General features: G+C 33.8%; 19 protein-coding genes and 1 tRNA gene. 17 read left to right on the plus strand and 3 right to left on the minus strand.

The features are described 5' to 3' along the window. Positions 1-18: 18 nt before the first annotated feature. From C240_RS01170 to C240_RS01195, 6 genes are all read left to right on the plus strand, one after another. Positions 19-2,211 (plus strand): Tex family protein, encoded by a 2,193-nt coding sequence (locus tag C240_RS01170; protein WP_271490718.1) that lies wholly within the window; start codon positions 19-21, stop codon positions 2,209-2,211. A 2-nt stretch (positions 2,212-2,213) separates the two neighbouring features. Then, positions 2,214-2,717 carry a SprT family protein gene (locus C240_RS01175; protein ID WP_271489579.1) on the plus strand — a complete coding sequence of 168 codons (504 nt, stop codon included), beginning with the start codon at positions 2,214-2,216 and terminating at the stop codon, positions 2,715-2,717. Between the two features lie 109 nt (positions 2,718-2,826). Then, positions 2,827-3,558, plus strand: coding sequence for an ElyC/SanA/YdcF family protein (locus C240_RS01180; protein ID WP_271489580.1), 732 nt, complete (start codon positions 2,827-2,829; stop codon positions 3,556-3,558). 99 nt (positions 3,559-3,657) lie between these two features. After that, positions 3,658-3,740, plus strand: a tRNA-Leu gene (locus C240_RS01185). A 233-nt stretch (positions 3,741-3,973) separates the two neighbouring features. Next, positions 3,974-5,623: a glycoside hydrolase family 13 protein gene (locus C240_RS01190; protein ID WP_271489581.1), complete on the plus strand. Its 1,650-nt coding sequence runs from the start codon at positions 3,974-3,976 to the stop codon at positions 5,621-5,623. A 178-nt stretch (positions 5,624-5,801) separates the two neighbouring features. Continuing rightward, on the plus strand, positions 5,802-7,019 hold the full coding sequence (locus C240_RS01195) for a pyridoxal phosphate-dependent aminotransferase (protein WP_271489582.1): 1,218 nt from the start codon (positions 5,802-5,804) through the stop codon (positions 7,017-7,019). Positions 7,020-7,096: 77 nt separating this feature from the next. On the opposite strand, the gene C240_RS01200 is transcribed toward C240_RS01195, so the two are convergent. Continuing rightward, on the minus strand, positions 7,097-7,273 hold the full coding sequence (locus C240_RS01200; protein ID WP_271489583.1) for a hypothetical protein: 177 nt from the start codon (positions 7,271-7,273) through the stop codon (positions 7,097-7,099). Between the two features lie 193 nt (positions 7,274-7,466). Between C240_RS01200 and C240_RS01205 the strand changes: the two genes are divergently transcribed. Both C240_RS01205 and nagA read left to right on the plus strand, forming a co-directional pair. Beyond that, positions 7,467-8,294, plus strand: coding sequence for a helix-turn-helix domain-containing protein (locus C240_RS01205; protein ID WP_271489584.1), 828 nt, complete (start codon positions 7,467-7,469; stop codon positions 8,292-8,294). 103 nt (positions 8,295-8,397) lie between these two features. Further along, positions 8,398-9,546 (plus strand): N-acetylglucosamine-6-phosphate deacetylase, encoded by a 1,149-nt coding sequence (gene nagA, locus C240_RS01210; protein WP_271489585.1) that lies wholly within the window; start codon positions 8,398-8,400, stop codon positions 9,544-9,546. A 55-nt stretch (positions 9,547-9,601) separates the two neighbouring features. On the opposite strand, the gene C240_RS01215 is transcribed toward nagA, so the two are convergent. Further along, entirely contained in the window at positions 9,602-9,991 is a 390-nt protein-coding gene (locus C240_RS01215) for a hypothetical protein (RefSeq protein ID WP_271489586.1), read from the minus strand. 30 nt (positions 9,992-10,021) lie between these two features. Then, positions 10,022-10,693, minus strand: a complete 672-nt coding sequence (locus C240_RS01220) for a DNA/RNA non-specific endonuclease (protein WP_271489587.1) — start codon at positions 10,691-10,693, stop codon at positions 10,022-10,024. 207 nt (positions 10,694-10,900) lie between these two features. On the opposite strand from C240_RS01220, the gene C240_RS01225 reads away from it, so the two are divergent. The 9 genes from C240_RS01225 (at position 10,901) to C240_RS01265 (ending at position 22,819) form a co-directional block, all read left to right on the plus strand. Then, entirely contained in the window at positions 10,901-11,602 is a 702-nt protein-coding gene (locus C240_RS01225) for an ABC transporter ATP-binding protein (protein WP_271489588.1), read from the plus strand. A gap of 6 nt (positions 11,603-11,608) precedes the next feature. Then, positions 11,609-15,037, plus strand: coding sequence for an FtsX-like permease family protein (locus C240_RS01230; protein WP_271489589.1), 3,429 nt, complete (start codon positions 11,609-11,611; stop codon positions 15,035-15,037). Positions 15,038-15,597: 560 nt separating this feature from the next. Further along, positions 15,598-16,704 carry a tyrosine-type recombinase/integrase gene (locus C240_RS01235; RefSeq protein WP_271489590.1) on the plus strand — a complete coding sequence of 369 codons (1,107 nt, stop codon included), beginning with the start codon at positions 15,598-15,600 and terminating at the stop codon, positions 16,702-16,704. A 180-nt stretch (positions 16,705-16,884) separates the two neighbouring features. Further along, entirely contained in the window at positions 16,885-17,568 is a 684-nt protein-coding gene (locus C240_RS01240; RefSeq protein WP_271489591.1) for a winged helix-turn-helix domain-containing protein, read from the plus strand. A gap of 52 nt (positions 17,569-17,620) precedes the next feature. Continuing rightward, positions 17,621-19,405 carry a WxL domain-containing protein gene (locus C240_RS01245; protein ID WP_271489592.1) on the plus strand — a complete coding sequence of 595 codons (1,785 nt, stop codon included), beginning with the start codon at positions 17,621-17,623 and terminating at the stop codon, positions 19,403-19,405. Positions 19,406-19,417: 12 nt separating this feature from the next. Beyond that, positions 19,418-19,750, plus strand: coding sequence for an LPXTG cell wall anchor domain-containing protein (locus tag C240_RS01250; RefSeq protein ID WP_271489593.1), 333 nt, complete (start codon positions 19,418-19,420; stop codon positions 19,748-19,750). 34 nt (positions 19,751-19,784) lie between these two features. Then, positions 19,785-20,438: a WxL domain-containing protein gene (locus C240_RS01255; protein WP_271489594.1), complete on the plus strand. Its 654-nt coding sequence runs from the start codon at positions 19,785-19,787 to the stop codon at positions 20,436-20,438. Between the two features lie 59 nt (positions 20,439-20,497). Then, a complete protein-coding gene (locus C240_RS01260) occupies positions 20,498-21,604 on the plus strand; it encodes a DUF916 and DUF3324 domain-containing protein (RefSeq protein WP_271489595.1) in 1,107 nt (368 codons plus the stop codon). 135 nt (positions 21,605-21,739) lie between these two features. After that, positions 21,740-22,819, plus strand: a complete 1,080-nt coding sequence (locus C240_RS01265; RefSeq protein WP_271489596.1) for a PA14 domain-containing protein — start codon at positions 21,740-21,742, stop codon at positions 22,817-22,819. The last annotated feature ends 259 nt before the right edge of the window (positions 22,820-23,078 follow it).

Here is a 23,078-nt window from a genome sequence, read left to right on the forward strand (position 1 = left end):
AAGAGAGGTATGAAAAAAATGGCGGAAGCTTACAATCAAGACGTAGTTGAATTATTATTAAAAGAATTATCCGGTTATCGTTCGAAACAAATTACAACTGTACTGACTTTATTGAATGAAGGGAATACAGTACCATTTATTGCACGTTATCGTAAAGAAATGACGGGTAGTTTAGATGAAGTACAGATTCGTGAGATTGAAGAGCGCTATACGTACTTAGGGAATTTGGAAAAACGAAAAGAAGAAGTCTTGCGTTTAATTGAGGAGCAAGGAAAATTAACTGAAGAACTAGCTAAATCAATCCAAAAAGCAACTAAAATGCAGCAAGTAGAAGACCTATATCGTCCATATAAACAAAAACGTCGAACAAAAGCGACGATAGCAAAGGAAAAAGGCTTAGAACCTTTAGCAGATTGGTTACTAAGTTTTCCGAAAAATGCTGATGTAGTGAAAGAAGCAGAGTCGTATGTAAATAGTGAAAAAGAAGTAGAATCCGCTGAAACAGCGTTACAAGGAGCACACGAAATTATCGCTGAACGAGTAAGTGATGAACCCAAATTCCGTTCTTGGATTCGTGATTTCACCTTTAAAAACGGCCAATATATTAGTACCGTTAAAGACGAAGAAAAAGATGAAAAAGCTGTTTATGAAATGTACTATGATTTTTCAGAACCTGTTAGTAAAATGGTTTCCCATCGTGTGTTAGCAACGAATCGTGGAGAAAAAGAAGAGATTCTAAAAGTTGCTATTTTAGTTGATGAAGAAAAAATCAAAGCTTATTTAGAACGTCAAATTGTTGGTGATAATCAACAAGCTTTAACCGTATCATACGTTGAAGCTGCTTATCTTGATAGTTATAAACGATTCATCGGACCAGCAATTGAACGTGAAATCCGTAATGAATTAACTGAAAAAGCTGATGAACAAGCGATCAATATTTTTGGTGAAAACTTACGTAATTTATTATTACAGCCGCCTTTGAAAGGCAAAGTAGTTTTAGGGTTTGACCCGGCTTATCGTACGGGGTGTAAAATGGCTATCGTAGATGCAACTGGTAAAGTTTTAGCTATTCAAGTAATCTATCCTCACAAACCAGCATCAGCAGATAAACGTGCAGCAGCTGGATCTGTCTTCACTAAATTAATCGAGGATTACCAAGTTGAAATGGTCGCTATAGGGAATGGAACAGCTAGTCGTGAGTCTGAATTATTCGTGGCTGAACAACTCAAACAGATTAAGCGTGAAGTATTCTATGTAATTGTTAATGAAGCTGGCGCATCCGTTTATTCTGCAAGCGAAGTTGCCAGAACAGAATTTCCTGATCTACAAGTTGAAGAACGCAGTGCGATAAGTATTGCTCGTCGTTTACAAGATCCGTTAGCAGAATTAGTTAAAATTGATCCCAAAGCTGTTGGTGTTGGTCAGTATCAGCACGATGTTTCTCAAAAACGTTTAGCTGAACAATTGGATTTTGTGGTTGAAACTGCAGTTAACCAAGTTGGGGTAAACGTAAATACAGCAAGCCCGCAACTCTTACAGCATATTTCAGGATTGAACAAAACAACTGCTCAAAATCTAGTTACTTATCGCGATGAAAATGGCGCTTTTACTGCACGGAATCAAGTGAAAAAAGTACCTCGTTTAGGTCCTAAAGCTTTTGAACAAGCAATTGGGTTCTTACGTATCCCAAATGGTAAAAATATTTTAGATAATACGGGTATTCATCCGGAAAGTTATGATGCTGCAAAAGCTATTTTAGAAAAAGCGAATGTAAAATTAGCAGAGTTAGGTAGTCTAGAATCAGCACAAAAAATCAAAACATTGTCATTGACTGAATTAGAAACAGAATTGGCCGTTGGAACTGAAACGTTGAAAGATATCATCTCTGCTCTAATTCAGCCAGGTCGCGATATGCGTGACGAAATGCCTGCGCCGCTTTTAAGAAAAGACGTTTTGTCGATGGAAGACTTAAAATCTGGCATGGAGCTTCAAGGAACGGTACGTAATGTTATTGATTTTGGTGCATTTGTAGACATTGGTGTGAAACAAGATGGTTTGGTGCATATCTCAAAACTAAGTACAAAATTTGTGAAGCATCCAACGGATATTGTTGCAGTAGGCGATGTAGTGACTGTTTGGGTAGAAGAAGTAGACTTGAAGAAAGGACGCATTAGTTTAACAATGCTGCCACAAGCTGAAAGGAAAGATTAATTTTGGACCGTTCTTCTAGAGGAGATAACCTAACGAAAAATCAGTATTCAGATAACCAGTTACAGACTTTAGTTGAGAAAATTTCACGTATATTTTTTAGAAAACCATTTGCACACAAAGCTTTCTTTAATCGACGTTTGCGAACAACAGGCGGTCGGTATCATTTAAGTTCTCACAACATTGATTTCAACCCCAAAGTTGTTGAAATCTACGGCGAAGAAGAACTAGTTAATGTTATAAAGCATGAGTTGTGTCATTATCATTTGCATTTAGAAGGGCGCGGTTATCAACATAAAGACTCTGATTTTAAGACACTTCTAAAACAAACTGGAGGCAGCCGCTATGTTCGACCATTAACTGAACAAAAGCCACAATCTTATTATCAATATCAATGTGAAAAATGCCAAACATTGATTTTAAGAAAACGCCGAGTCAATCTTAATAAGTTTGTATGTGGAAAATGTCGTGGTAGACTAATTGAGGTAACTGTTCCGGCTAAATTTTGAAAAACTAAGCTCCTGGAAAGAAGAATCGTTCTCAATACGAGATTGAGTTACCTAATTTCCAAGGAGCTGTTTTTTAATTAAAGTGGATAAGGTAATGGAGGTAATAGCGATGGAAGAAATTAAGCATTGGAATACCATTATTGATTTTTTAGCTTCAAGAGAAACAGTTAATGGAACGTATGATCTGGCAATTTTAGCTGGAAATAGTTTACCTTATCTGGCGGATGAGCTAATACGTTTAAAAAAACAAAATATAACGGCTTCTGTTATGCTAGTCGGAGGTGTTGGACATGCAACGCATTTTTTACGGGAAAATTTAAAAAAAATTGGAATAACAGTCTCCAATAAAAGTGAAGCAGAAATGTATCTAGAGTACTTTGAAGAAAAATTTAAATTACCAAAAGATAGCTTTTTAATAGAAATGGAATCTACCAATTCTGGTGCAAATGCTGCGAATGCATTAAAAGTAGTTAAACAAGCAGAACTAAATCCCGAAAAGGTGTTATTATTACAAGACCCAATTTTACAGAGAAGAATCAAGGCAGCTTTCGAAAAAGAATGGGCTGGTACTGGAACAAAATTTACAAATAATGTTCCGAGGATTCCCTATATAAAAGCAATTCAAAATTCTATAATTTTTGAAGATGATCGATTAAATGGACTATGGCATAAGGAGTATTTTATTTCACTTGTTTTAGGTGAGATTCCTCGACTAAGAAATGATAAAAACGGCTATGGACCACTAGGCAAGAGTTATATTGATGTAATTGAGATCCCTGATGAGGTAGAACAAGCTTATGAGCAACTATGTATTAACTATCCCAACGATCGATATCTGTGAAAATATGAATGCGTATGGAATAATTTGGAATTCAGCGTATCTTGACAAGGTTAGTGAGCTATTTTATACTGGGATGGTTGAATAGCTATGTTTTTTTACGCGGTCATGGCGGAATGGCAGACGCGCCAGCTTGAGGGGCTGGTGGGAGTACTCCCGTGGAAGTTCGAGTCTTCTTGGCCGCATGTTTTAATCCTAACCCTAGAAATATATAGGTTTAGGATTATTTTTTATACCTTTATAAAAGTATTAGCTACTATAATGTCAGTGCTATCTGTTTTTATAGATTAAAATAAAATTATTATATAGTTCAAGCCGTTGCTTTTGTTTAAAAATTTCAAAAACCCATGCATTATAGATACGCTTTTTATTCTTTTATTTTATAATGTAGGGAAAGATAAGAATAGGGGTGAAACAGATGACAATCAAGAAGACTTGGTGGAAAGAAGCAGTTGGTTATCAAATTTATCCAGGAAGTTTTATGGACACAGATAATGATGGAATTGGTGATTTGAATGGCATTCGTTCAAAACTAGATTATCTAAAAGACTTAGGAATTGGTTTTATCTGGATTACACCAATTTATGAGTCGCCTAATGTGGATAACGGTTATGATATTAGCGATTACCAAAAGATACTTAAAACATTTGGTACGATGGAAGAATTCGATTTACTTTTGTCAGAGGCCCATGAACATGGAATTAAGGTAATACTGGATTTGGTTATTAACCATACTTCAAATCAGCACGAATGGTTTATTGAATCTAGATCGTCTATTAAAGACGATTATCGTGATTATTATATCTGGGCGGACGGAACGGTTGATGGTCCCCCAAATGATTGGGTATCAATATTTGGCGGATCAGCTTGGGAATACGACGAAACAACGCATCAATATTACTTACACGTTTTTGCAAAAGAACAACCCGATCTTAACTGGGAAAACCCTCGTGTCAAAAGAGAACTATTTTCGATGATTGACTGGTGGTTGGATAAAGGAATTGATGGATTTCGAGTAGATGCAATCTCTCATATAAAAAAAGCCCCACTAGCAACAAAATCAACTAATGACCCATTTGATTCCTTCAAAAATGTTCCGGGAATTGAAACTCATTTAGAAGAACTAAGAGATATTTTCAAAAAACGTGATATTTTAACTGTAGGCGAAGCTAATGGAGTTAGCGCTGAACAGGCATATCAATGGGTTGGTGACAATGATGGCTATTTTAATATGTTGTTTGAGTTCGATCATATTTCTTTATGGAATAAATCAGAAAATGATACATTGGATGTGATTCATTTTAAACAGGCTTTAACTAACTGGCAGGAAGCTTTAGCAGATGGAAAAGGCTGGAATGCTTTATATATGGAAAATCATGATATTCCACGTTCTGTATCAAGTTTTGGTAGTGAGGAAGAAGTTTTTTGGCAGGCATCTGCTAAGGCATTAGCATTATCGTTCTTACTTTTACAAGGGACACCGTTTATCTATCAAGGACAAGAGATCGGTATGACGAATATGCCTTTTACGTCAATCATTGAAATTGATGCAGTAGATACAAAAAACTTTTATTATGAAATGCTTCAAACTGGTTTATCACCAGATAAAGCCATGGAAGTTATTCGTAAAACAGCAAGAGATAACTCAAGAACACCTATGCAATGGACTGGTGAAGAATTTGCAGGCTTTTCAAAAAGAACACCATGGATGGTCATTAACCCAAACAAGCACAAAATTAATGTTTTAGATGAAATGGCTGATCCAGATTCTGTATTAAATTTCTACAAAAAAATAATACGGCTAAGAAATCAAAATGAAGCGCTGATCTACGGTGAGTATAAATTGTATCTACCTGAACATCCACAATTGTTTGTCTATGGTCGTCGCTTGGGTGATGAACGCTTTGTTGTTATAATCAACCTTTCCAAAGAATTTGCTTCTGCTGATTTGCCAGAAAATGTGCAGATTGAACAGTGGGATCTTCAATTGTCTAACTTAAATAAGTATGAGATTCATCAACATACCATTTTTGCACCATATGAAGCAAGAGTCTATAAACATAAATAAGTAAAATCAGAGTAAAGTGTCCTTAAAAATTGTGTGATGCTTTACTCTTTTTATGTTTAAGAAAAGCTAAGATGTAAGAATAGAAAAATTTTTTAGAAAATTTCAAATTTTTCATTGCTTTTTTTTTGTGAGTGGCGTAACTTTAAAGATATAAAATTTTGAAAATGAGGGATACAGTATGAGAAATTTTGAGAAGTCCAACAAACTTGATGGTGTAAGTTATGATGTACGTGGTCCAGTTTTAGAAGAAGCTGACAGAATGCAAGAAGAAGGCATTCGTATTCTGAAACTTAATACTGGTAATCCCGCCCCATTTGGATTTGATGCTCCGAATGAAGTTGTTCGTGACATGATTATGAACGTACGTAATTCAGAAGGTTACTCTGATTCAAAAGGTATTTTTTCTGCACGCAAAGCCATTGAACAATATTGTCAGGTAAAGGGTTTCCCTAATGTGACAATTAATGATATTTATACGGGTAATGGTGTTAGTGAATTAATTACGATGTGTATGCAAGGCTTGCTAAATAATGGGGACGAGGTACTAGTACCCATGCCAGATTATCCGTTATGGACTGCATCTGTTTCGTTAGCTGGAGGAAATCCTGTTCATTATATTTGTGATGAACAGGCAGAATGGAATCCAGACATTGACGATATTAAAGCAAAAGTCACACCGAACACTAAAGCAATTGTTTTAATTAACCCAAATAATCCAACAGGTGCTTTGTATCCTAAAGAAATTCTTGAACAGATCGTTGAAATTGCAAGACAAAACGATTTAATCATTTTCTCTGATGAAATTTATGATCGCTTGGTTATGGATGGTTTAACTCATATACCTATCGCGACTCTAGCACCAGACTTATTTGTAGTGACCTTGAATGGTTTGTCTAAATCTCATAGAGTGGCAGGATTCCGTTGTGGCTGGATGGTTTTAAGTGGAAATAAAAAGCATGTAAAAGGCTACATCGAAGGGTTGAATATGTTGGCATCTATGCGTTTATGTTCAAATGTATTGTCACAACAGATTATTCAAACCGCACTTGGAGGCTACCAAAGTGTAGATGATTTACTATTGCCTGGTGGAAGAGTCTATGAACAAAGAGAATTTATTTATAATGCAATCAATGATATTCCCGGTTTATCAGCTGTCAAACCGAAAGCGGCATTTTACATTTTCCCTAAAATTGATATTGAACGCTTTAATATTTATGATGATGAAAAATTTGTTTTAGATTTTCTACATGAACATCATATACTTTTAGTTCATGGTGGGGGTTTTAATTGGACTCAGCCGGATCACTTTAGAATTGTTTATCTGCCTAAAATGGAAGATTTAAAAATTACTGCTAATAAAATGCAAGAGTTTTTGAGTACGTATCGACAAAAATAAACGTCAGAGATATGAAAAAGTGACTCAAAACGACATGTTTTGAGTCACTTTCATTTGGAAAGACTAGATATTTTTGATTATTTTGTTGTTTGACAATCTTTTTTACTGATGACCATGCGATTTGTATATTTTTCTTCCATATCTGGACTAGGATCCGAAACAACGACCAAGTAAGCATTTTCGTATTCTTTTTCGATATAGCCTATGTAACTACCCTTGTCCCAATTAAAGCTAATTCGTTTTTCTTGCATCATGAATAGCACTCCTTGTTTGCAAAGCAAAAGTATTTTTAATCGTCTTAGTCTAGTATTAGGTAATGTTCTTGCAGTATATTATGCAATAAAGTACAATAAATGCATAATGCGAATTCGCATATTTTTAAGTTTTTTGGTAATAAATACTTTTTTTGCAGTTAAATATAATTGAAAATAGCTTAGGAGTGGAGATATGGAATCTTTTGGGGCAGTGATTAAGGAAATTCGTAAGAATAGAAAATTAACACAAAAGATGTTATCAGAAGATATTTGTTCACAAAGCGTATTGAGTAGAATAGAAAATAATGAAGAACTACCTAACGTAGTTGTGATGCAGCAGATTTGCCAGCGGCTAGGAGTAACGATGGATCAGATTATGCAATTTAAATCAGAAGAAGTCCATTTGATTACCCGAATATTTGAAAAAATAGCAGATTATTTTCGGCATAAAGAATATCAAAAAATTATCAACTATATGAATGACATTAAAATTGAAGAACGTTTATATTTGGATACGGATTGGCAGAGGTATTATTATTATTTAGGTAGTTGTAAGTTTTATCTTTTCAATGATTGTGAACAAACCATTATCGATTTAAAAAAAGGCTTGTCGTATACTTATCAAGCGAATAAAGTTAATTTGTCAGATTTTGAAATACAAGTAATCAGCTGTATCGGAAGTGCTTATGGTAGTGCAGGGAAAATTGTCGATGCTGAAAAACATTTAAAATTAAGTATTCATTATTTCCACAAATTGCCAAATGAACGAGTAAATGCTGAATTAACTAAAATTTTCTATAATTATGCGCATTTTCTAACGAATCAGAACCGCTTGGAAGAAGCCCAAATTTATATAGATCAGGGAATTGTTTGGTCACGAAATAGAAATAGTTACTATTATCTAAGTGAGCTTTTTCAATTAAAAAGTCAATTAATGCATGTTAAAGGATTAGCCGATAAATCAAAAGAGTATCAAGCTTTATCTGAGCAAATTCACCGTATTGAAACAATTAAAATCTAACGAAAGTTAAGTAAAAATTTTAGAAAAGGTCTAAACCATTCTTGACTTATTTTGATTTTAAGAGTACGTTTAAATTAGAAAATTTAAAGAAAGAAGGATGAAGATGAGAACGTTTATCTTTGCTGAAAAGTTCTTTTTAAAAAGTGATGTAAAAGGGCCGGGCTATTTAGAAATTACAGATGGTATTTTTGGAGACTTTTATAAAGAAGCACCTGAAAGCGATGCAAAAGTTATTAAAGAAGAAGGAAAATGGATAGCACCTGGTTTAGTCGATACTCATATTCACGGCTACATGAATCATGATGTAATGGACAATGATGCTGAAGGGTTAAAAGTAATGTCAGAAGGCTTACTATCTTGTGGCGTGACGTCATTTTTACCAACTACTTTGACATCAAGTAAAGAGCGCTTGAAAGATGTTGCTCAAACGATTGGTGAAGTCTACCAAGAAGTTCCGGGAGCAAAAGTGCAAGGTATATATTTTGAAGGTCCGTTTTTCACTGAAGAACATAAAGGGGCTCAAAATCCAATTTATTTCGGAGATCCAGATTTAGCAACATTTCATGAATGGCAAGAAGCTTCGGGTGGTTTAATTAAAAAAATTGCTTTAGCTCCTGAGCGAAAAGGCGTAAAAGAATTTGTAAAAGCAATTACTGATGAGGGCGTAGTTGTCGCTTTAGGACACAGTGATGCTACTTTAGAACAAGCAACAGATGCAGTTGAAGCGGGTGCTAGTGTTTTTGTTCATGCATTCAATGGTATGCGTGGATTAAATCATCGTGAACCTGGAATGGTTGGAGCATTAATGTCATTAAACCAAGTCTTTTCTGAATTAATTTGTGATGGACATCATGTTCATCCTAATGCAGCTGATATTTTAATGGAAAAAGCTGGTCATGACCACATTGCTTTAATTACTGATTGTATGATGGCAGGTGGAATGCCTGATGGCGACTACAATTTAGGTGAATTCCCTGTTGTCGTAAAAGATGGTACTGCTCGTTTAGAATCTGGTAATTTAGCTGGCAGTATTTTAAAATTAAAAGAAGCCATTAAAAATGTAGTGGATTGGGAAATTGCAACTCCTGAACAAGCAATTATGATGGCAACATTAGTTCCTGCTGTAAGTTGCAAAATCGAGGACAAATGCGGGATGATCGCTAATGGTCGCGATGCAGACTTTATTGTTTTAGATCCTAATATGGATTTAGCTGCAACTTATTTAGATGGTGTAGAACGTTATCGCGCATAAGTATTAATAGTAAAAACCAGATTTCAGAGATTTTTCTGAAATCTGGTTTTTTAATTCATTCACTAAATTTCGGTAAGACAGTTGATTCAATAGTACCTTCAGTATATGCAGTAAAAAACTCAGAGAGAAATAAATTATAAGTTTCTATATCAGACTTATATAAAGAGACTGGAATTACAAAAGTTTGATTAACAGTTCCTGCAATATAGTCGCCGTCAATGGTTTGAGCCACCACTAAAAAAAGATCCTTTTGCCATTCTACTACATCTTTCAAGGAAATTGTTTCATCAGACGCAAGATATGAAACGGCTTGTTCAAAATGTTCTTCTGCATTTTGGCTAAAAATAATACTGCTATCCTCAGACTGTTCTGTACGTAATAGGGTTGTTAAAAAAGATTGCGGGTTGGGTTCAGTTACCTGTTTTTTTATTTTATAAAAATCCAAAAAATCCCCTCCTATTTATAAATTTTTGATTTATTTTTCATTTAGAATCGTTACTCGGAAATTGATTTTAGAATCTTTGCTCAATCCTTTTGCTTCCAAATCAATTTGTTTACACATTAACTCAGTTCCTTCATAAACTGGTGTTACCCGATAACGAATGGTTTCACCATTATCCAGTGCTTGGCGAATTTGATTTTCGTATTTTGTCATAAAGGGTGTGTTTACCGGTGTTTGGTAAAGGGTTGTTAAGTTTCTCGCATCATCGCCAGTTCCGCCTAGTTGTCGTCCAATTAAATGTCCTCTAGAATGATTCGTTGGATCTAATCCGGAAATAAAACCAGGCGGACGAATATCTTTGTTGGCAGAAGTACCAGTATTTACCATAGCTGGTTTTAACAATGCGTCTGCACCTGTTGCTCGGCCTAGTGAATCTAATGAATGATAATCAATCCAACCTTTACTGCTATTTTTTAATTCCTCTGCAGTGAACGTTGCTTCGCCAAGTTCCTGAGGTCCTGGGTTCGTTGAAGCTACTGATGTAGTAGTGTTTTGTTTGGTTTCTTCTTGGGTATTAATCCCGAAAAGTTCTTGAATATCTTTTGGAACTTGAACCCCTAGTACACCTAAAACTAAAATAACTAAAAATCCTAGAAGCATTATCTGCGGTGTGAGGGTTGTTTTTTGTTTTTTTCTTCTTGCCATGTTTTTCTCCTAACTATGGGTAAAAGGTAAAATCAAATGACATAACATAAGACTTAAAAATTAGTCCAAATATTGTATACTATTCAATTTTAATCCTATCTTTCTATTATACGAAAAAAAATGTAAAAATCAAAAAACCTTTTGAGCTGTTAGGGGACTTGTCAGATTAGTTGTGATAAAATTTCCTTGAGAGGAGTTTGAAGAATTATGGCTTATATTGATGTAATAAATGAATACAAAAGATATCACATGGGTGAAACAACCATAGCAGCAAATGACGGAATTTCTTTTTCAGTTGAAAAAGGTGAAGTAGCAATTATTTTAGGACCAAGTGGGGCTGGAAAATCAACAGTTTTAAATATTTTAGGCGGGATGGATTCATGTGATGAAGGTCAGATAGTTATTGATGGTACTGACATTGCAAAATATAATGAAAAACAGTTAACAACTTATCGTAGAAATGATGTTGGATTTGTGTTTCAATTTTATAATTTAGTCCCGAATTTAACTGCTAAAGAAAATGTTGAACTAGCATCTCAAATTGTATCCGACGCACTAAATCCAGAAGAAGTACTGAAATCTGTGGGGTTGGGCGAGAGATTAGATAATTTTCCTGCACAATTATCTGGTGGAGAACAACAAAGAGTGACAATAGCCAGAGCGATTGCTAAACGCCCCAAATTATTACTGTGTGATGAACCGACAGGAGCACTGGATTATGAAACAGGAAAGCAAATCTTAACTATTTTGCAAGAAACAGCGCGTAAAACTGGGACGACCGTTTTGATTATTACACATAATTCGGCAATTGCACCGATAGCTGATCGAGTAATTCGGATCAATGATGCAAAAGTACGCAGTGTTACTATTAATGATGAACCCAAACCTGTTGCAGAGATAGAATGGTAGGTGCTTGTGTTGAAAAAAACAGCATTATTAAAAACAAGTGGTCGAGAAATTAAACAATCTAAAACCCGCTTTATTTCAATCATGGGTATAATTTTTCTTGGTGTAATGGTCTTTGTAGGTTTAAAAGCCACGGGTCCAGATATGACTCAGACCGCTTCAAACTATTTTCAAAACCAAAAACTACCAGATGCTAGGGCTGTTTCATCCTTAGGGTTAGTAGAACAAGATATTGATGAAATCAAAAAAGTAGCCGAAGTGGAGAGCGTTTATCCAAGGTATACAAAGGATATTCAAATAACTGACCACAATGTTGCGATTAAATTTATCAGCTATGATCTGAATGAGAAGCCGCTTTTGTCAGATTACTTAGTTGTTAAAGGACGAATGCCAGAAAAAAGCGGTGAGGTTGCGTTAGATGACCTAGCTCAAACTAGAGGAAACTATAAAATAGGTGAAACAATCACTTTATCAAAAGATGATAATCAAGAAAAATCGCTAAAAAAAGAGCAATTCAAAATAGTTGGATTTGTTCAGTCTCCTGAGTACATTGAAAATACTTCAAGGGGAACCACTACTGTTGGGAAAGGAACAATTGATTTCTTCGCGGTTATTCCTAAAGAAGATATGGATCTTTCGGCTTACACTGAAATCTTGCTTTCATTTAAAGAGTTAAGTAGTCAAAATAGTTATTCATCAGAGTATACAGAACAGCGTGATAAAGCTATTGAAGCTGTAAAAAAACAATTAAAAAACCGTCCAGCTGAACGTGTGGAAGAGATTCGTAAAGAAGCTGAAGTGTCTTTAGAGAAAGCACAAAAAGAGATTACTGAAAATGAAAATTCCTTAAACGATGCAGAAACGAAACTTGAAAAGAGCAAACAGGATCTAGAAGCTGGCAAACAAGATTTATTAAAAGCGCAAGATGCCTATTCACAGCAAATAGAAGCTGCTCAAAATGAACTAGTTCAAAATCAAACGGCGTTAACAAGTAATGAAAACAATCTAGCTGAACAAAAACGTTTATTAGATGGAAAGAAAAATGAATTAGCGCAAGCTGCTACTCAAGTAACACAAGCACAAAATACGTTGCCGACTTTACAGCAACAACTAAGTGAATTAACTGCTACAAGTGACTCTTTAACCCAAACGACTAACGGTTTTCAAAGTTTGGCTGCTTCTGTAGCGCTGATTGATCGCGTTCCAGATGATTTATTAACCGAAAGTATTGCAGAGGCAGCGCCACAATTGCAAGCAGCTGTCCAAGCATTAGGTTCTCCTGCCGAGCTTAGTGCAGCAATTAATCAACTAATCGCTCAACCAGTTAGAGAGAATATAGCAGTTGTGATGGGCGTAATTAATCATTCTCTAACTACTTTAACGGCTCAACAAAGCCAAGTTACAGCAAATATTCAATTATTAGATCAAAATATTGCTACGCTTAATCAATCAATTGCACAATATACAGAAGGTCAACAACAAATTACTGTGGCGGAAGCAGAAATTACCCAAGCTGAAAATCAACTTGCTTCCGTGAAAGAACAGTTAGCTGATGGACAGCAGCAATTAGAACAAGCAAAAATTGAAGGTCAGGCAAAATTAAATGACGCTCAGGTTAAAATTGACGAAGGCCAGAAAACCTACGATCAAGGGCTAGCAGAATTTACTCAGAAGAAAAATGAAGCTTTACCTAAATTAAATGAAGCAAAACAACAATTAGAAGAGAAACAAAAAGAATTAGCAGGATTGAAAAAAGCAGATTATTATTATTTTACAAGAAATGATAACCCAGGTTATTCTGAATACGAAGACAATGCTGATCGAATTTCTTCATTATCGACTGTCTTTCCAATTTTCTTTTTCTTAATAGCTGCTCTAGTTAGTTTAACCACGATGACCAGAATGGTTGAAGAAAAACGAACTGAAATTGGCAGTTTAAAAGCGATTGGTTACCGTAACGGCGAAATTGCTTTTAAATTTCTAATATATGCTGCTGCAGCAAGTCTTTGCGGGGCTTTTCTAGGTCTAATCGTTGGTTACTATTTATTCCCGACAATTATATTTGATGCTTACGGGCAGCTCTATAATATTCCTAATTTTGTTACACCGTGGTACTTGAGTTATAGTATCGTTGGAATCTTAGTTGCTGTTTTATGTACAGCAGGAGCAGCGATGGTCGTGTTGCGAATTGATTTGTTTAGTGCACCAGCTAGTTTATTACGACCAAAATCCCCTAAGGCAGGGCAAAGAATTTGGTTAGAGCGATTAACACCAATTTGGCGGAGACTAAGCTTTATTCAAAAAGTAACAGCGAGGAATCTCTTTAGATATAAACAGCGGATGTTAATGACTGTATTAGGGATTGCTGGCTGTATGGCTTTAATTATTACAGGATTTGGCTTAAAAGATTCAATTTCTGATATTGTCAACGTTCAGTTTAATAAAATTTGGCACTATCAAGCGGTTGTAACGTTAAAAAATGATGATTCAGAACAGGAAACAAAAAATTATCATGATGTATTAGACAATGTTGAGGGTCTGAAGGAAGTTATGCCATTACACGTAGAGCAGTTGGAAACAGTAAACAAGTCTAATACTAAGCAAAATGTTTCTATTTACGTTCCTGAAAAAACAAAGTCAATTGACCAGTTTATCTTATTTAATAATCGACAAACTGGAGAAAAGTACCAATTACCAGATGATGGAGTCATTATAAATGAAAAATTAGCTAACCTTTTTCAGTACAAAAAAGGTGATACGATTATCTTGAAAAATAGTGACAGTCAAGAGTTTAAATTAAAAATTTATGCAATTGCCGAAAATTATATTGGTCATTTTGCCTATATGTCTCCAGTGTACTACCAAAAGATTTTTAAACAAGAGCCGACCTACAATACAGAATTTTTATTATTCGATCAACCATTAGACGATAAAGAAGAAGAAACAATTAGCAAAAGTTTGATGGCTAATCAACAAGTATTGAATGTTTCGTTTTTATCAATCTCAAGTGATGCATTAGATGATACAATTCATAGCTTAAATATTGTTGTGTGGGTTTTGATTACTGTATCTGGATTATTGGCCTTTATCGTGTTGTATAATCTGACAAATATTAATATTTCAGAACGTATTAGAGAGTTATCGACCATTAAAGTTCTAGGTTTTTATGATAAAGAAGTAACGATGTACGTGTACCGAGAAAATATAATTTTGACCTTAATAGGTATTGTAATCGGATGTTTCTTAGGTAAAATTGTACATGGATATGTTTTAACTACTGTAGAAGTAGATATGTTAATGTTTTCGCCAACGATTCACTGGTTTAGCTATGTTTATTCATCTTTAATTACTTTGTTCTTTACATTATTAGTTATGGTGTTTATGCATAGAAAATTAAGGAAAGTGGATATGATTGAAGCGTTAAAATCAAATGAATAAAATCATTCATTAAAAGCCTGAGATAAAACGGGATGTTTCGTTTTATCTCAGGCTTTTTTTGCTAAAAAAGACATAAGGATATTTAGGTTGCTTACTTTATTTTGGAATTATAATCATTTATTGTTGAAAACGAGTTTTATAGTAGTTTAAAAATATCACAATGTTCGAAAAAAAATAAAAAAAGTGAACTTGAATTAGTAACTTTTTTCATATATTATGTAGCTATGATATGTATAGAAAAACCAGAAAAAAATTTATAATATGTTATTAAATTCTTATGTATGAAAAACATTATTTTTTATATTTAACTAATAGTTTGATTTGGATTACTTTTCATATTTTTATATAAAACATGAAATTTCTCATCTGAAGTCAGTATATAGCTTTTAAATCAATAAATCAATAACTTTTTTTATTAAAATTTCTCATTTTTTTGCATATCACTACAAAAAAATGAGAAATTCGGTTATTATTTGTCTGACATATCAATATTTTATGAAGTGTTTTTTTAAGCCGTCAATAGCGCCGTCAAAAATTTTTTTAGAAAGGATTTGATTTTTTTGGCTAAAGGGGAAAATATTTATAAAAGAAAAGATGGTCGTTGGGAGGGAAGATATCCTAAGGCTCGAAAATCAGATGGTTCCATTCATTATGGGTATATTTACGCTAATTCTTATAGATCTGTAAAAGAACAGTTACTTGAAAAAAAAGTTCAAACTACAGTTTTATACTCTCGGTCTAATAAAGATTTCAAGGGTACTTTTGGAGAGTGGGCAAATATCTGGTTAACCACTATAATGGCTCCTAAAATTAAGGAAAGTACATATGCTAGCTATAAGAATAAAATGAAACTACACATTTTTCCAAGTTTTGAAAAACGAACTTTAAAAAGTATTAAAGCTTCTGATATTGATTCGATGATATCGAATCTATCAAATTCCTTATCTGCAAGTTCGGTTCATGTCATCTTTCGCATTATGAGTGGTTGTTTCGAAAATGCTAAGGAACATGCATATATATTTACTAATCCATGTGAAGGTGCTGTTTTACCAAAAGTTCAAATGGAAAAAGTTCGTGCATTAACAAGAGCTGAGCAGAAAGATTTGGAAAAAGCTAGTTTAAAAAATAAAAATGGTTTGCCTATACTAATTGCTTTGGAAACGGGAATGCGGATAGGAGAGATTTGTGCACTTAAATGGAAAGATGTGGATTTTAGTAGCTCGATGATTCATGTTCATAGAACGATTCAAAGAGTGAGTTTACCTGATTCACATGGAAAAAAGACAAAAATTATTGAAACAACGCCCAAAACACCAAATTCAGACCGAATGATTCCATTAACCGCTAAATTGAGGGATATTTTACTTCAAACGCATAAAACCTCCCAAGAATGTTTTGTTATAAGCAATGGCTATAATGCTATTGAACCAAGAACCGTGAGCTATCGCTTTGACCAGATAAGGCAGGAAATCGGCTTAAATAGTATTTCATTCCATTCGTTGCGACATACTTTTGCAACAAGATGTGTTGAAATTGGCGTGAATGTTGCTGCAGTCAGTTCTTTGCTAGGTCATTCTTCAATAAAATTAACTCTGGATACTTATACTACTTCTTTTTTAACAGAAAAACGGGAAGCGATAGAAAAATTAGACCATCTAGATTTATAACTGATAGAACTACAATCATGAATAAAAAACTCTGTTTAGAATGAATTATTTTAGACAGAGTTTTTTTGTACGCCGTCAGTTTTTCCGTCAATCATTAAATTTGACTATTACGGTATTGAGGATTCGTACCATTTTTCATGTTTTATATAAAAATATGAAAAATAGGGAGAGATACTTCAAATGTATACATTAGGAATAATAATGTCAGAAGATCCTTCTGATTTGAAAATAATTGAGAAAATAGATTCAAATGATTTTCAATCAAAAGTGATTGAAAAAATGGAACAAACTGATGAAGTCGATGGAATCTTAATAAATGTTGATGACAACGAAAATAGTCAAGTATTTAAGGGATTAGAATGGCTGACAAACTTAAGAAAAGAAAATATGTCTGTACCTGTGTGGCTGTATTCTGGTCGACCTATGTCACAAGTTGAACAAAAGTTATGTTTACATCTTGGAGCAAATGGCGTTTTCAGTAGTGGAATTGATGATGACAGTATGTTCATCATTTTAAAAAACACCTTAAATTGTATTAATGCTTCGGATACATCAGAACAATGTCAATCAAATTCAACAATTGTTTTGAATCCTGACTCGCACAGTTTACTTTTAGACGGGCAAATAGAGATTTATTTTACTCGTTTAGAATTTATGATGATTTCATACCTCTACGATCATGCTGATAAAGTAATGACTTACCAAGATATATCAAATCACCTGTGGCATGATGGGCACACTAAACAAAAATATCGTGTCGCTCATATCATTTTTCTGATTAGAAAAAAATTGGGGGAGGAAGGAAAGGACTTAATTAGGACTGTACGATCAATCGGCTACCAGTTAAATAAACAAGGTGCGTAAAGATTCTAATTTTGACAGAAATGTTGATTTTAAAGGAGTTGTTTAATTAGACATGAAGAAAAAATTAGGCATACTAGCAATTCTGAGTTGTTTAAGTGTTTTGTTTCTATATGGATTTGGAAACGAAAAAATTAAAGCAGCCACTGAGAAAGATAAAGCTGAAATTAATATATTTCAGAGCGTTAGTATTGCTAAATATGATTCAAAGACTAAAAAAGTTTCAGATGGTTTAAAAGATGGCGATACCGTCAGCTATGATGAATTGTTTCAATTAGAATATCATATAGTAATTCCTGCGGGAAGTTATAAAGAAGCAGATCAGCCTCAAGAGTTTTCAATAGAAATTCCTGAATTTGTACCTATTACTATGAGTGAAGCACAACTAGTGAAAAATGAACAAGGTGATAATTTAGGGAGTTGGAAAATTTTAGATGATTCAGAAAAAAATAGGGTCTTAACATTGCAAGTGACGAGTAAGCTATTTGAAATGGAAAAATCAGAATTAGATATTCAGTTTTATGCTACTTTTGATCACGAGAAAGTAAAGGATATTGATCAGTATTTAAGTTTTAATTTTAAAACAGCTAAGAAACCATTATTAGGTTTGAATATTTTAAAACAAATAGATGTTCTTAAAGAAAGTAGACCTAAAATATATACTGCTAGTTCAAGTTTAAATACTCAGGTGATTGAAGAAAAAGATAATAGGTTCAATAATTATATAGAACAAAAAAATTGGGGGCTCAACCGAGAAACTGTAGGAAACGGTATTTTAATAAGGTCAGTTGATATTAATAACTCTGGTATAAATGTTCCGGCCAGCATATTTATATCTTCACATGAGGATATAGGTCAACCTATAGACATGAAACAAACAATAGCCGGTCCAATCTTGTTTGAGGACTTAGAAGCAGGTACTTATAGGGTCTTTGGTGGTGTAGCACTTGATGGTATTCACTTTTTACCTAGAGAAAACTGGGTTGATATAACTCTGCCTAATGACAACCCAGTTATAGTCTTTAAATATTCACCAGGTTGGGGAGCTGTAAAGTTATTCAAAGAAGATAAGGAAACAAAACAGCGTTTAAGTGGAGTGGAATTTAAATTAATGCAGTATGTAAGGGATGGCAGTCTATCGTTAGTTAAAGATGATTTAGTAACAGATGAAGATGGAATTGTTCAAGTTGGAAAATTGGAAGAGGGAGAGTACGCTTTTATTGAAACAAGAGCTGCAGAAGGGTATGTATTGGATAATACACCAATACCGATTAGTTTGGGAAAAGGAAATATGAGCTATCCCGATGAAAAATATGATTATATTTGGAATAGTAAAAATCAAGTTACTGTAACTAATGAAAAAATGAAAGTTACAATGGACAGTACAAAATTACCTGATAATCTTGATTTTGGTTCTCATAAAATTCAATATAAGCAGGATGAAACCTATACTGCAAGTGATAGTACTGACGCTCAAACAAAAGGTGAAATTACAATAAATGATACCCGTGATAGCGGTGGATGGACTTTAAAAGTTAAACAGGATTCTGAATTTCAGCATACTGATTTAACGAATTTATCTGACAATACTAGCCTTACAATAGATATTGGTACAGTAACAAACAGTAATTCTAAGTTGCCAAATAGCATTACGCAATCTGTATCTTTACAACCAAATGATGAAAAGAAGATAGCTGTAGCTCAGGATAATGAAGGATCAGGAAAAACAATTATTCCTTTGGATAAATTTTCATTAACTGTTCCTAAAAACTCATCTAAAAGAGTAGGTAAATACAACTCGTCAATAACTTGGACACTTTCAGATGTTCCAGAAGGATAGAAAGGATAAAAAATGAAACTTAAAAAAGTATTATTAACTTGTCTTCTCTTGTTTATGTCAATTACCTCTTTTTCAATGATTAGTTTTTCACAAACAACTGATGGTCAAAAAACTAAAATGGGTGTGGAATATTATGATGGTAACTTGGCTAGAGATCAAAAAACAGATGAATCTTCATTTCCGAATACTTCAGGCATAAAGCCAGCTGGAGGGAATAAACTTGCATCAATGTTGCCTAGCACAGGTGAAGAAGCAGTCAAATTTTTAGCGATTTTGGGTTTGGTTTTGCTAATTTTTAGTGGAATGTACTATATAAAAAAATGGTATCAAGCTTTTAAAGCTTAATATATATAACTTATTTTAGGAGGATTTTTCAAACATGAAAAAAATTGTAGGAGTAACATTATTATCAACATTATTATTATCATCAGTGGGCTTTTCTAGCCAAGCATTTGCGGTACCTGTGACATCGACACCAACTAATGCAGAGGTTGAATATACTTCTGGAGACGGCCCCGGCATTATTGAAGAAGATGACAAAGATCCGAATACTGGAAAAGATGTTTTAGGTACAGGCTTACCAAAAAACTTGTATTTTGGTAGCCATAAAATCACTAAAAATGAGGAAACATATCAAGCACATGATAAAACAAGCAAAATAGCAACTACAGGGAAGTTAAAAATTGATGATGCTCGTGGTGATGGTACTGGATGGCATATTAAAGTTGCGCAAACTGGTCAATTTGCTAATGGTTCGAGTACTTTGGATAATGCAAAATTATCAATTACAACTGGTGCAATTGATAATTTAGGTGGACTAAAACCATCTGTTGGTGCAGGGCAAGTTGTAGAATTACATGGTGATCCGAAAGATGAAAAAGTTATTTTTGCTGCAAATGCTGGAGAAGGTAATGGTAGCTCGTCTTTAGCGCTTGATCGTTTTGATTTAGATGTAGCGGCAGGAGTGGAGAAAATTAAAGGTAGTTATACAGCTCAACTAACTTGGACTGTAACTGACACACCGATGAAATAGTTTCTTAAAAAAACAAGTATAGGAACGTTCCTATACTTGTTTTTTGAAAGGGGGAAGTTATGCTAAATAAAAATAAAGTTATTAAATCTCTATTTTTTAGCATATTAATTTGTTTAATTTTTGTGGTGGATTTTTATAGTGCTTATGCTGATAGTGAACAATCATTTGCTGATTTTACAGTGGATGCTAAGTTGCCAGATAATCAATTTTCAAAGGATGTTACATATTTTGATGTCAAAGTAGATCCTGGTCAAAAGCAACAACTTGAAGTTGTTTTAAAGAATAACTCATCGAAAGAAATAGAAATCATTCCATCTTTTAATAGAGCACAGACAAACCGTTCTGGTGTTGTTACGTATTCAACTAAAAGTAATGATGAAGGTGCAGGCCTAAAATATAACATCGAAGATATCGTGAAAATCAGCGATAAGAAAATAGTACTAAAAGCAAATGAAGAATATACACTAAAATTGCAGATAGACATGCCAGATGGACCATTTGATGGAATTTTAGCAGGGGGACTTTATCTTCTAAATAACAGTAGTGGGGAATCGGAAGGTAATATTAAAAATTACTTTGCTAGAGAAATTGGCGTTATTTTAAGAGAACAAGAGAGCAGTAAGGATATACTGGGGGATATAGAATTAATAAATGTTAGTAGTGGGCAAGAAGCAAGTAGAAATGCTATCAGTGTACTTTTAGAGAACTCTCAACCAGCGTATTTAAATGGGTTTAGTCTTAAAGGAACCATCACCAAAAAAGGTGAAACTGATCCAACTATAAACATTGACAGAGAAAGTTTATCTATGGCTCCGAACAGCATATTTGATCTATCTACTTCACTAAATGGAAAACCCTATGTAGCAGGTACGTATATTTTTAAAGCTCAAGCTAAAAAAGATGATAGAGTATGGGACTTGGAGAAAGAATTTGAAATCACTGCGAAAGAAGCAAAAAAATATAACAAAGTTGATGTAAGTATCGATAAAACAAGTATTTTTGATAATAAGCTAGTTGTAGCGATGATGATCGTACTTATGCTCTTAGTTTTTGTTATTGTAATTTTAATCATACGAATGATTTTAAATAAGAAAAAAGAGAAGAAGAGAAAATACAATTTAAATAAAAAGAGAAAAAAACGGAAAAACTCAAATAGAAAAAAGTAGATAAACGATGAATGAAAAAAATATAAAATTTTTGATTTTTAGTAAAATAAACAATTTACAATGTATGTTATATATGCTAGCATGTACATGGAAAATATTTATTTTTCAAAAAAGGAGAAAGAGGTATTAAATAGAATGAAAAGCAATTTAAAAAAGGGTCTTTTTGCAATTAGCTGCACATTATTGGTAGGATGTGTATCAACTTTAAGCAATTATGACACAGCGTTAGCTGAATCTAATGAAACAAATTTAAGAGTAAGTGGTAAGCTAATTAATGGCTCATTTACTGAGTACTATCAAAGATCAGGAGCAAGTTTAGTTTCAGTAGGAAGCCAGTATGAGAGAGGGAATTTAGACTTTGAATCTTCTAATAAAGTAGCTCCTTACCCAGGACTAGACATGACGAAACCATTCCAAGTTCATAAAACAGGTTATATACAAGCACCTGGCACGGGTAATTATCGTTTTTTTGTGCAGACTGCTAATGGTGGTCAGGTATATGTAAATGATGAATTAGTTGCAGCGGGTAAGCTTATTAGATTCCAAAAAGGAGATATCATTAAAGTAAAAGTTGTGAGTAATTTTGCTGGTACGCCAAGCGCATCTGCGGGAACAATTTCACTATATTCAACCCTGTATTGGTCCACTCCAGCATCACTAAGTGCTGGTGGCTCACAAGCAAATCAGCAAGTGCCTAAAGAAATAGTTTATACGACTCCTGACATGCAAGGTGTTGATACTGAATTTGATGAAACTTTAGTACACGGTGTATATGCTGAGTACGAAACTCGATCAAAAACTGTCTTGAATGCATATGATCTGTTTGCTAGCCAATATGAAGATAGCACTCTTGATTTCAGTTGTTTGGCAGGAAAGCAACCATATCCAGAATTGAATCCAGTACAAGGTTTCCGTGTTAAGAAAACTGCTTATGTAAAAATTGAAGAAAGTGGAACGTATCGCTTCAATACATCTAATAATGCAAAATTATATGTTAACGACGTTTTAATTCAAAATAATAGTACTGCAATGTATTTTAATGAAGGACAAGTCGTAAAAATGAAAGTAATATCTAACGGTTACGGAGGTACAACTGGTACAAGATACTTTTACGATGTATATTGGATGACACCTGACAGCATGTATAAATATGTTTCAATTCCTAAAGACAGATTATATACAACCGTTGATCTAAATGGAGTTCCATTAACTTAATAAACTACTGACTATCATTCAGTAAAAAATATCTTGGAGGTTTCATACAGTCGTAGTATCTCCAAGATATTTTTGTAATAATTTACGTAATGTAATAACTTTAAAATTTTAGAATGATGAAAGTAGTAGAGAACTGGAATAGATATGAAAAATTGGTTTAATTACTGCTTAACTATTCTAGTTTTGTGGGAGAATAGGAAATTAATCAGAAAAGTTTTTAAAATTTAGATTGATTGTTTTTGTTCTTTTGTGTGATCAA

It is taken from the genome of Enterococcus sp. 5H (assembly GCF_028128615.1).
Classification (GTDB): domain Bacteria; phylum Bacillota; class Bacilli; order Lactobacillales; family Enterococcaceae; genus Enterococcus_L.

Bases quoted from the DNA above. Each gene is read 5' to 3' on its own strand.
- C240_RS01170 (WP_271490718.1), top strand. From the start codon at position 19: ATGGCGGAAGCTTACAATCAAGACGTAGTTGAATTATTATTAAAAGAA.
- C240_RS01180 (WP_271489580.1), top strand. From the start codon at position 2,827: ATGGAAGAAATTAAGCATTGGAATACCATTATTGATTTTTTAGCTTCA.
- C240_RS01190 (WP_271489581.1), top strand. From the start codon at position 3,974: ATGACAATCAAGAAGACTTGGTGGAAAGAAGCAGTTGGTTATCAAATT.
- C240_RS01195 (WP_271489582.1), top strand. From the start codon at position 5,802: ATGAGAAATTTTGAGAAGTCCAACAAACTTGATGGTGTAAGTTATGAT.
- C240_RS01200 (WP_271489583.1), bottom strand. From the start codon at position 7,273: ATGATGCAAGAAAAACGAATTAGCTTTAATTGGGACAAGGGTAGTTAC.
- C240_RS01205 (WP_271489584.1), top strand. From the start codon at position 7,467: ATGGAATCTTTTGGGGCAGTGATTAAGGAAATTCGTAAGAATAGAAAA.
- nagA (WP_271489585.1), top strand. From the start codon at position 8,398: ATGAGAACGTTTATCTTTGCTGAAAAGTTCTTTTTAAAAAGTGATGTA.
- C240_RS01220 (WP_271489587.1), bottom strand. From the start codon at position 10,693: ATGGCAAGAAGAAAAAAACAAAAAACAACCCTCACACCGCAGATAATG.
- C240_RS01225 (WP_271489588.1), top strand. From the start codon at position 10,901: ATGGCTTATATTGATGTAATAAATGAATACAAAAGATATCACATGGGT.
- C240_RS01240 (WP_271489591.1), top strand. From the start codon at position 16,885: ATGTATACATTAGGAATAATAATGTCAGAAGATCCTTCTGATTTGAAA.
- C240_RS01245 (WP_271489592.1), top strand. From the start codon at position 17,621: ATGAAGAAAAAATTAGGCATACTAGCAATTCTGAGTTGTTTAAGTGTT.
- C240_RS01250 (WP_271489593.1), top strand. From the start codon at position 19,418: ATGAAACTTAAAAAAGTATTATTAACTTGTCTTCTCTTGTTTATGTCA.
- C240_RS01255 (WP_271489594.1), top strand. From the start codon at position 19,785: ATGAAAAAAATTGTAGGAGTAACATTATTATCAACATTATTATTATCA.
- C240_RS01260 (WP_271489595.1), top strand. From the start codon at position 20,498: ATGCTAAATAAAAATAAAGTTATTAAATCTCTATTTTTTAGCATATTA.
- C240_RS01265 (WP_271489596.1), top strand. From the start codon at position 21,740: ATGAAAAGCAATTTAAAAAAGGGTCTTTTTGCAATTAGCTGCACATTA.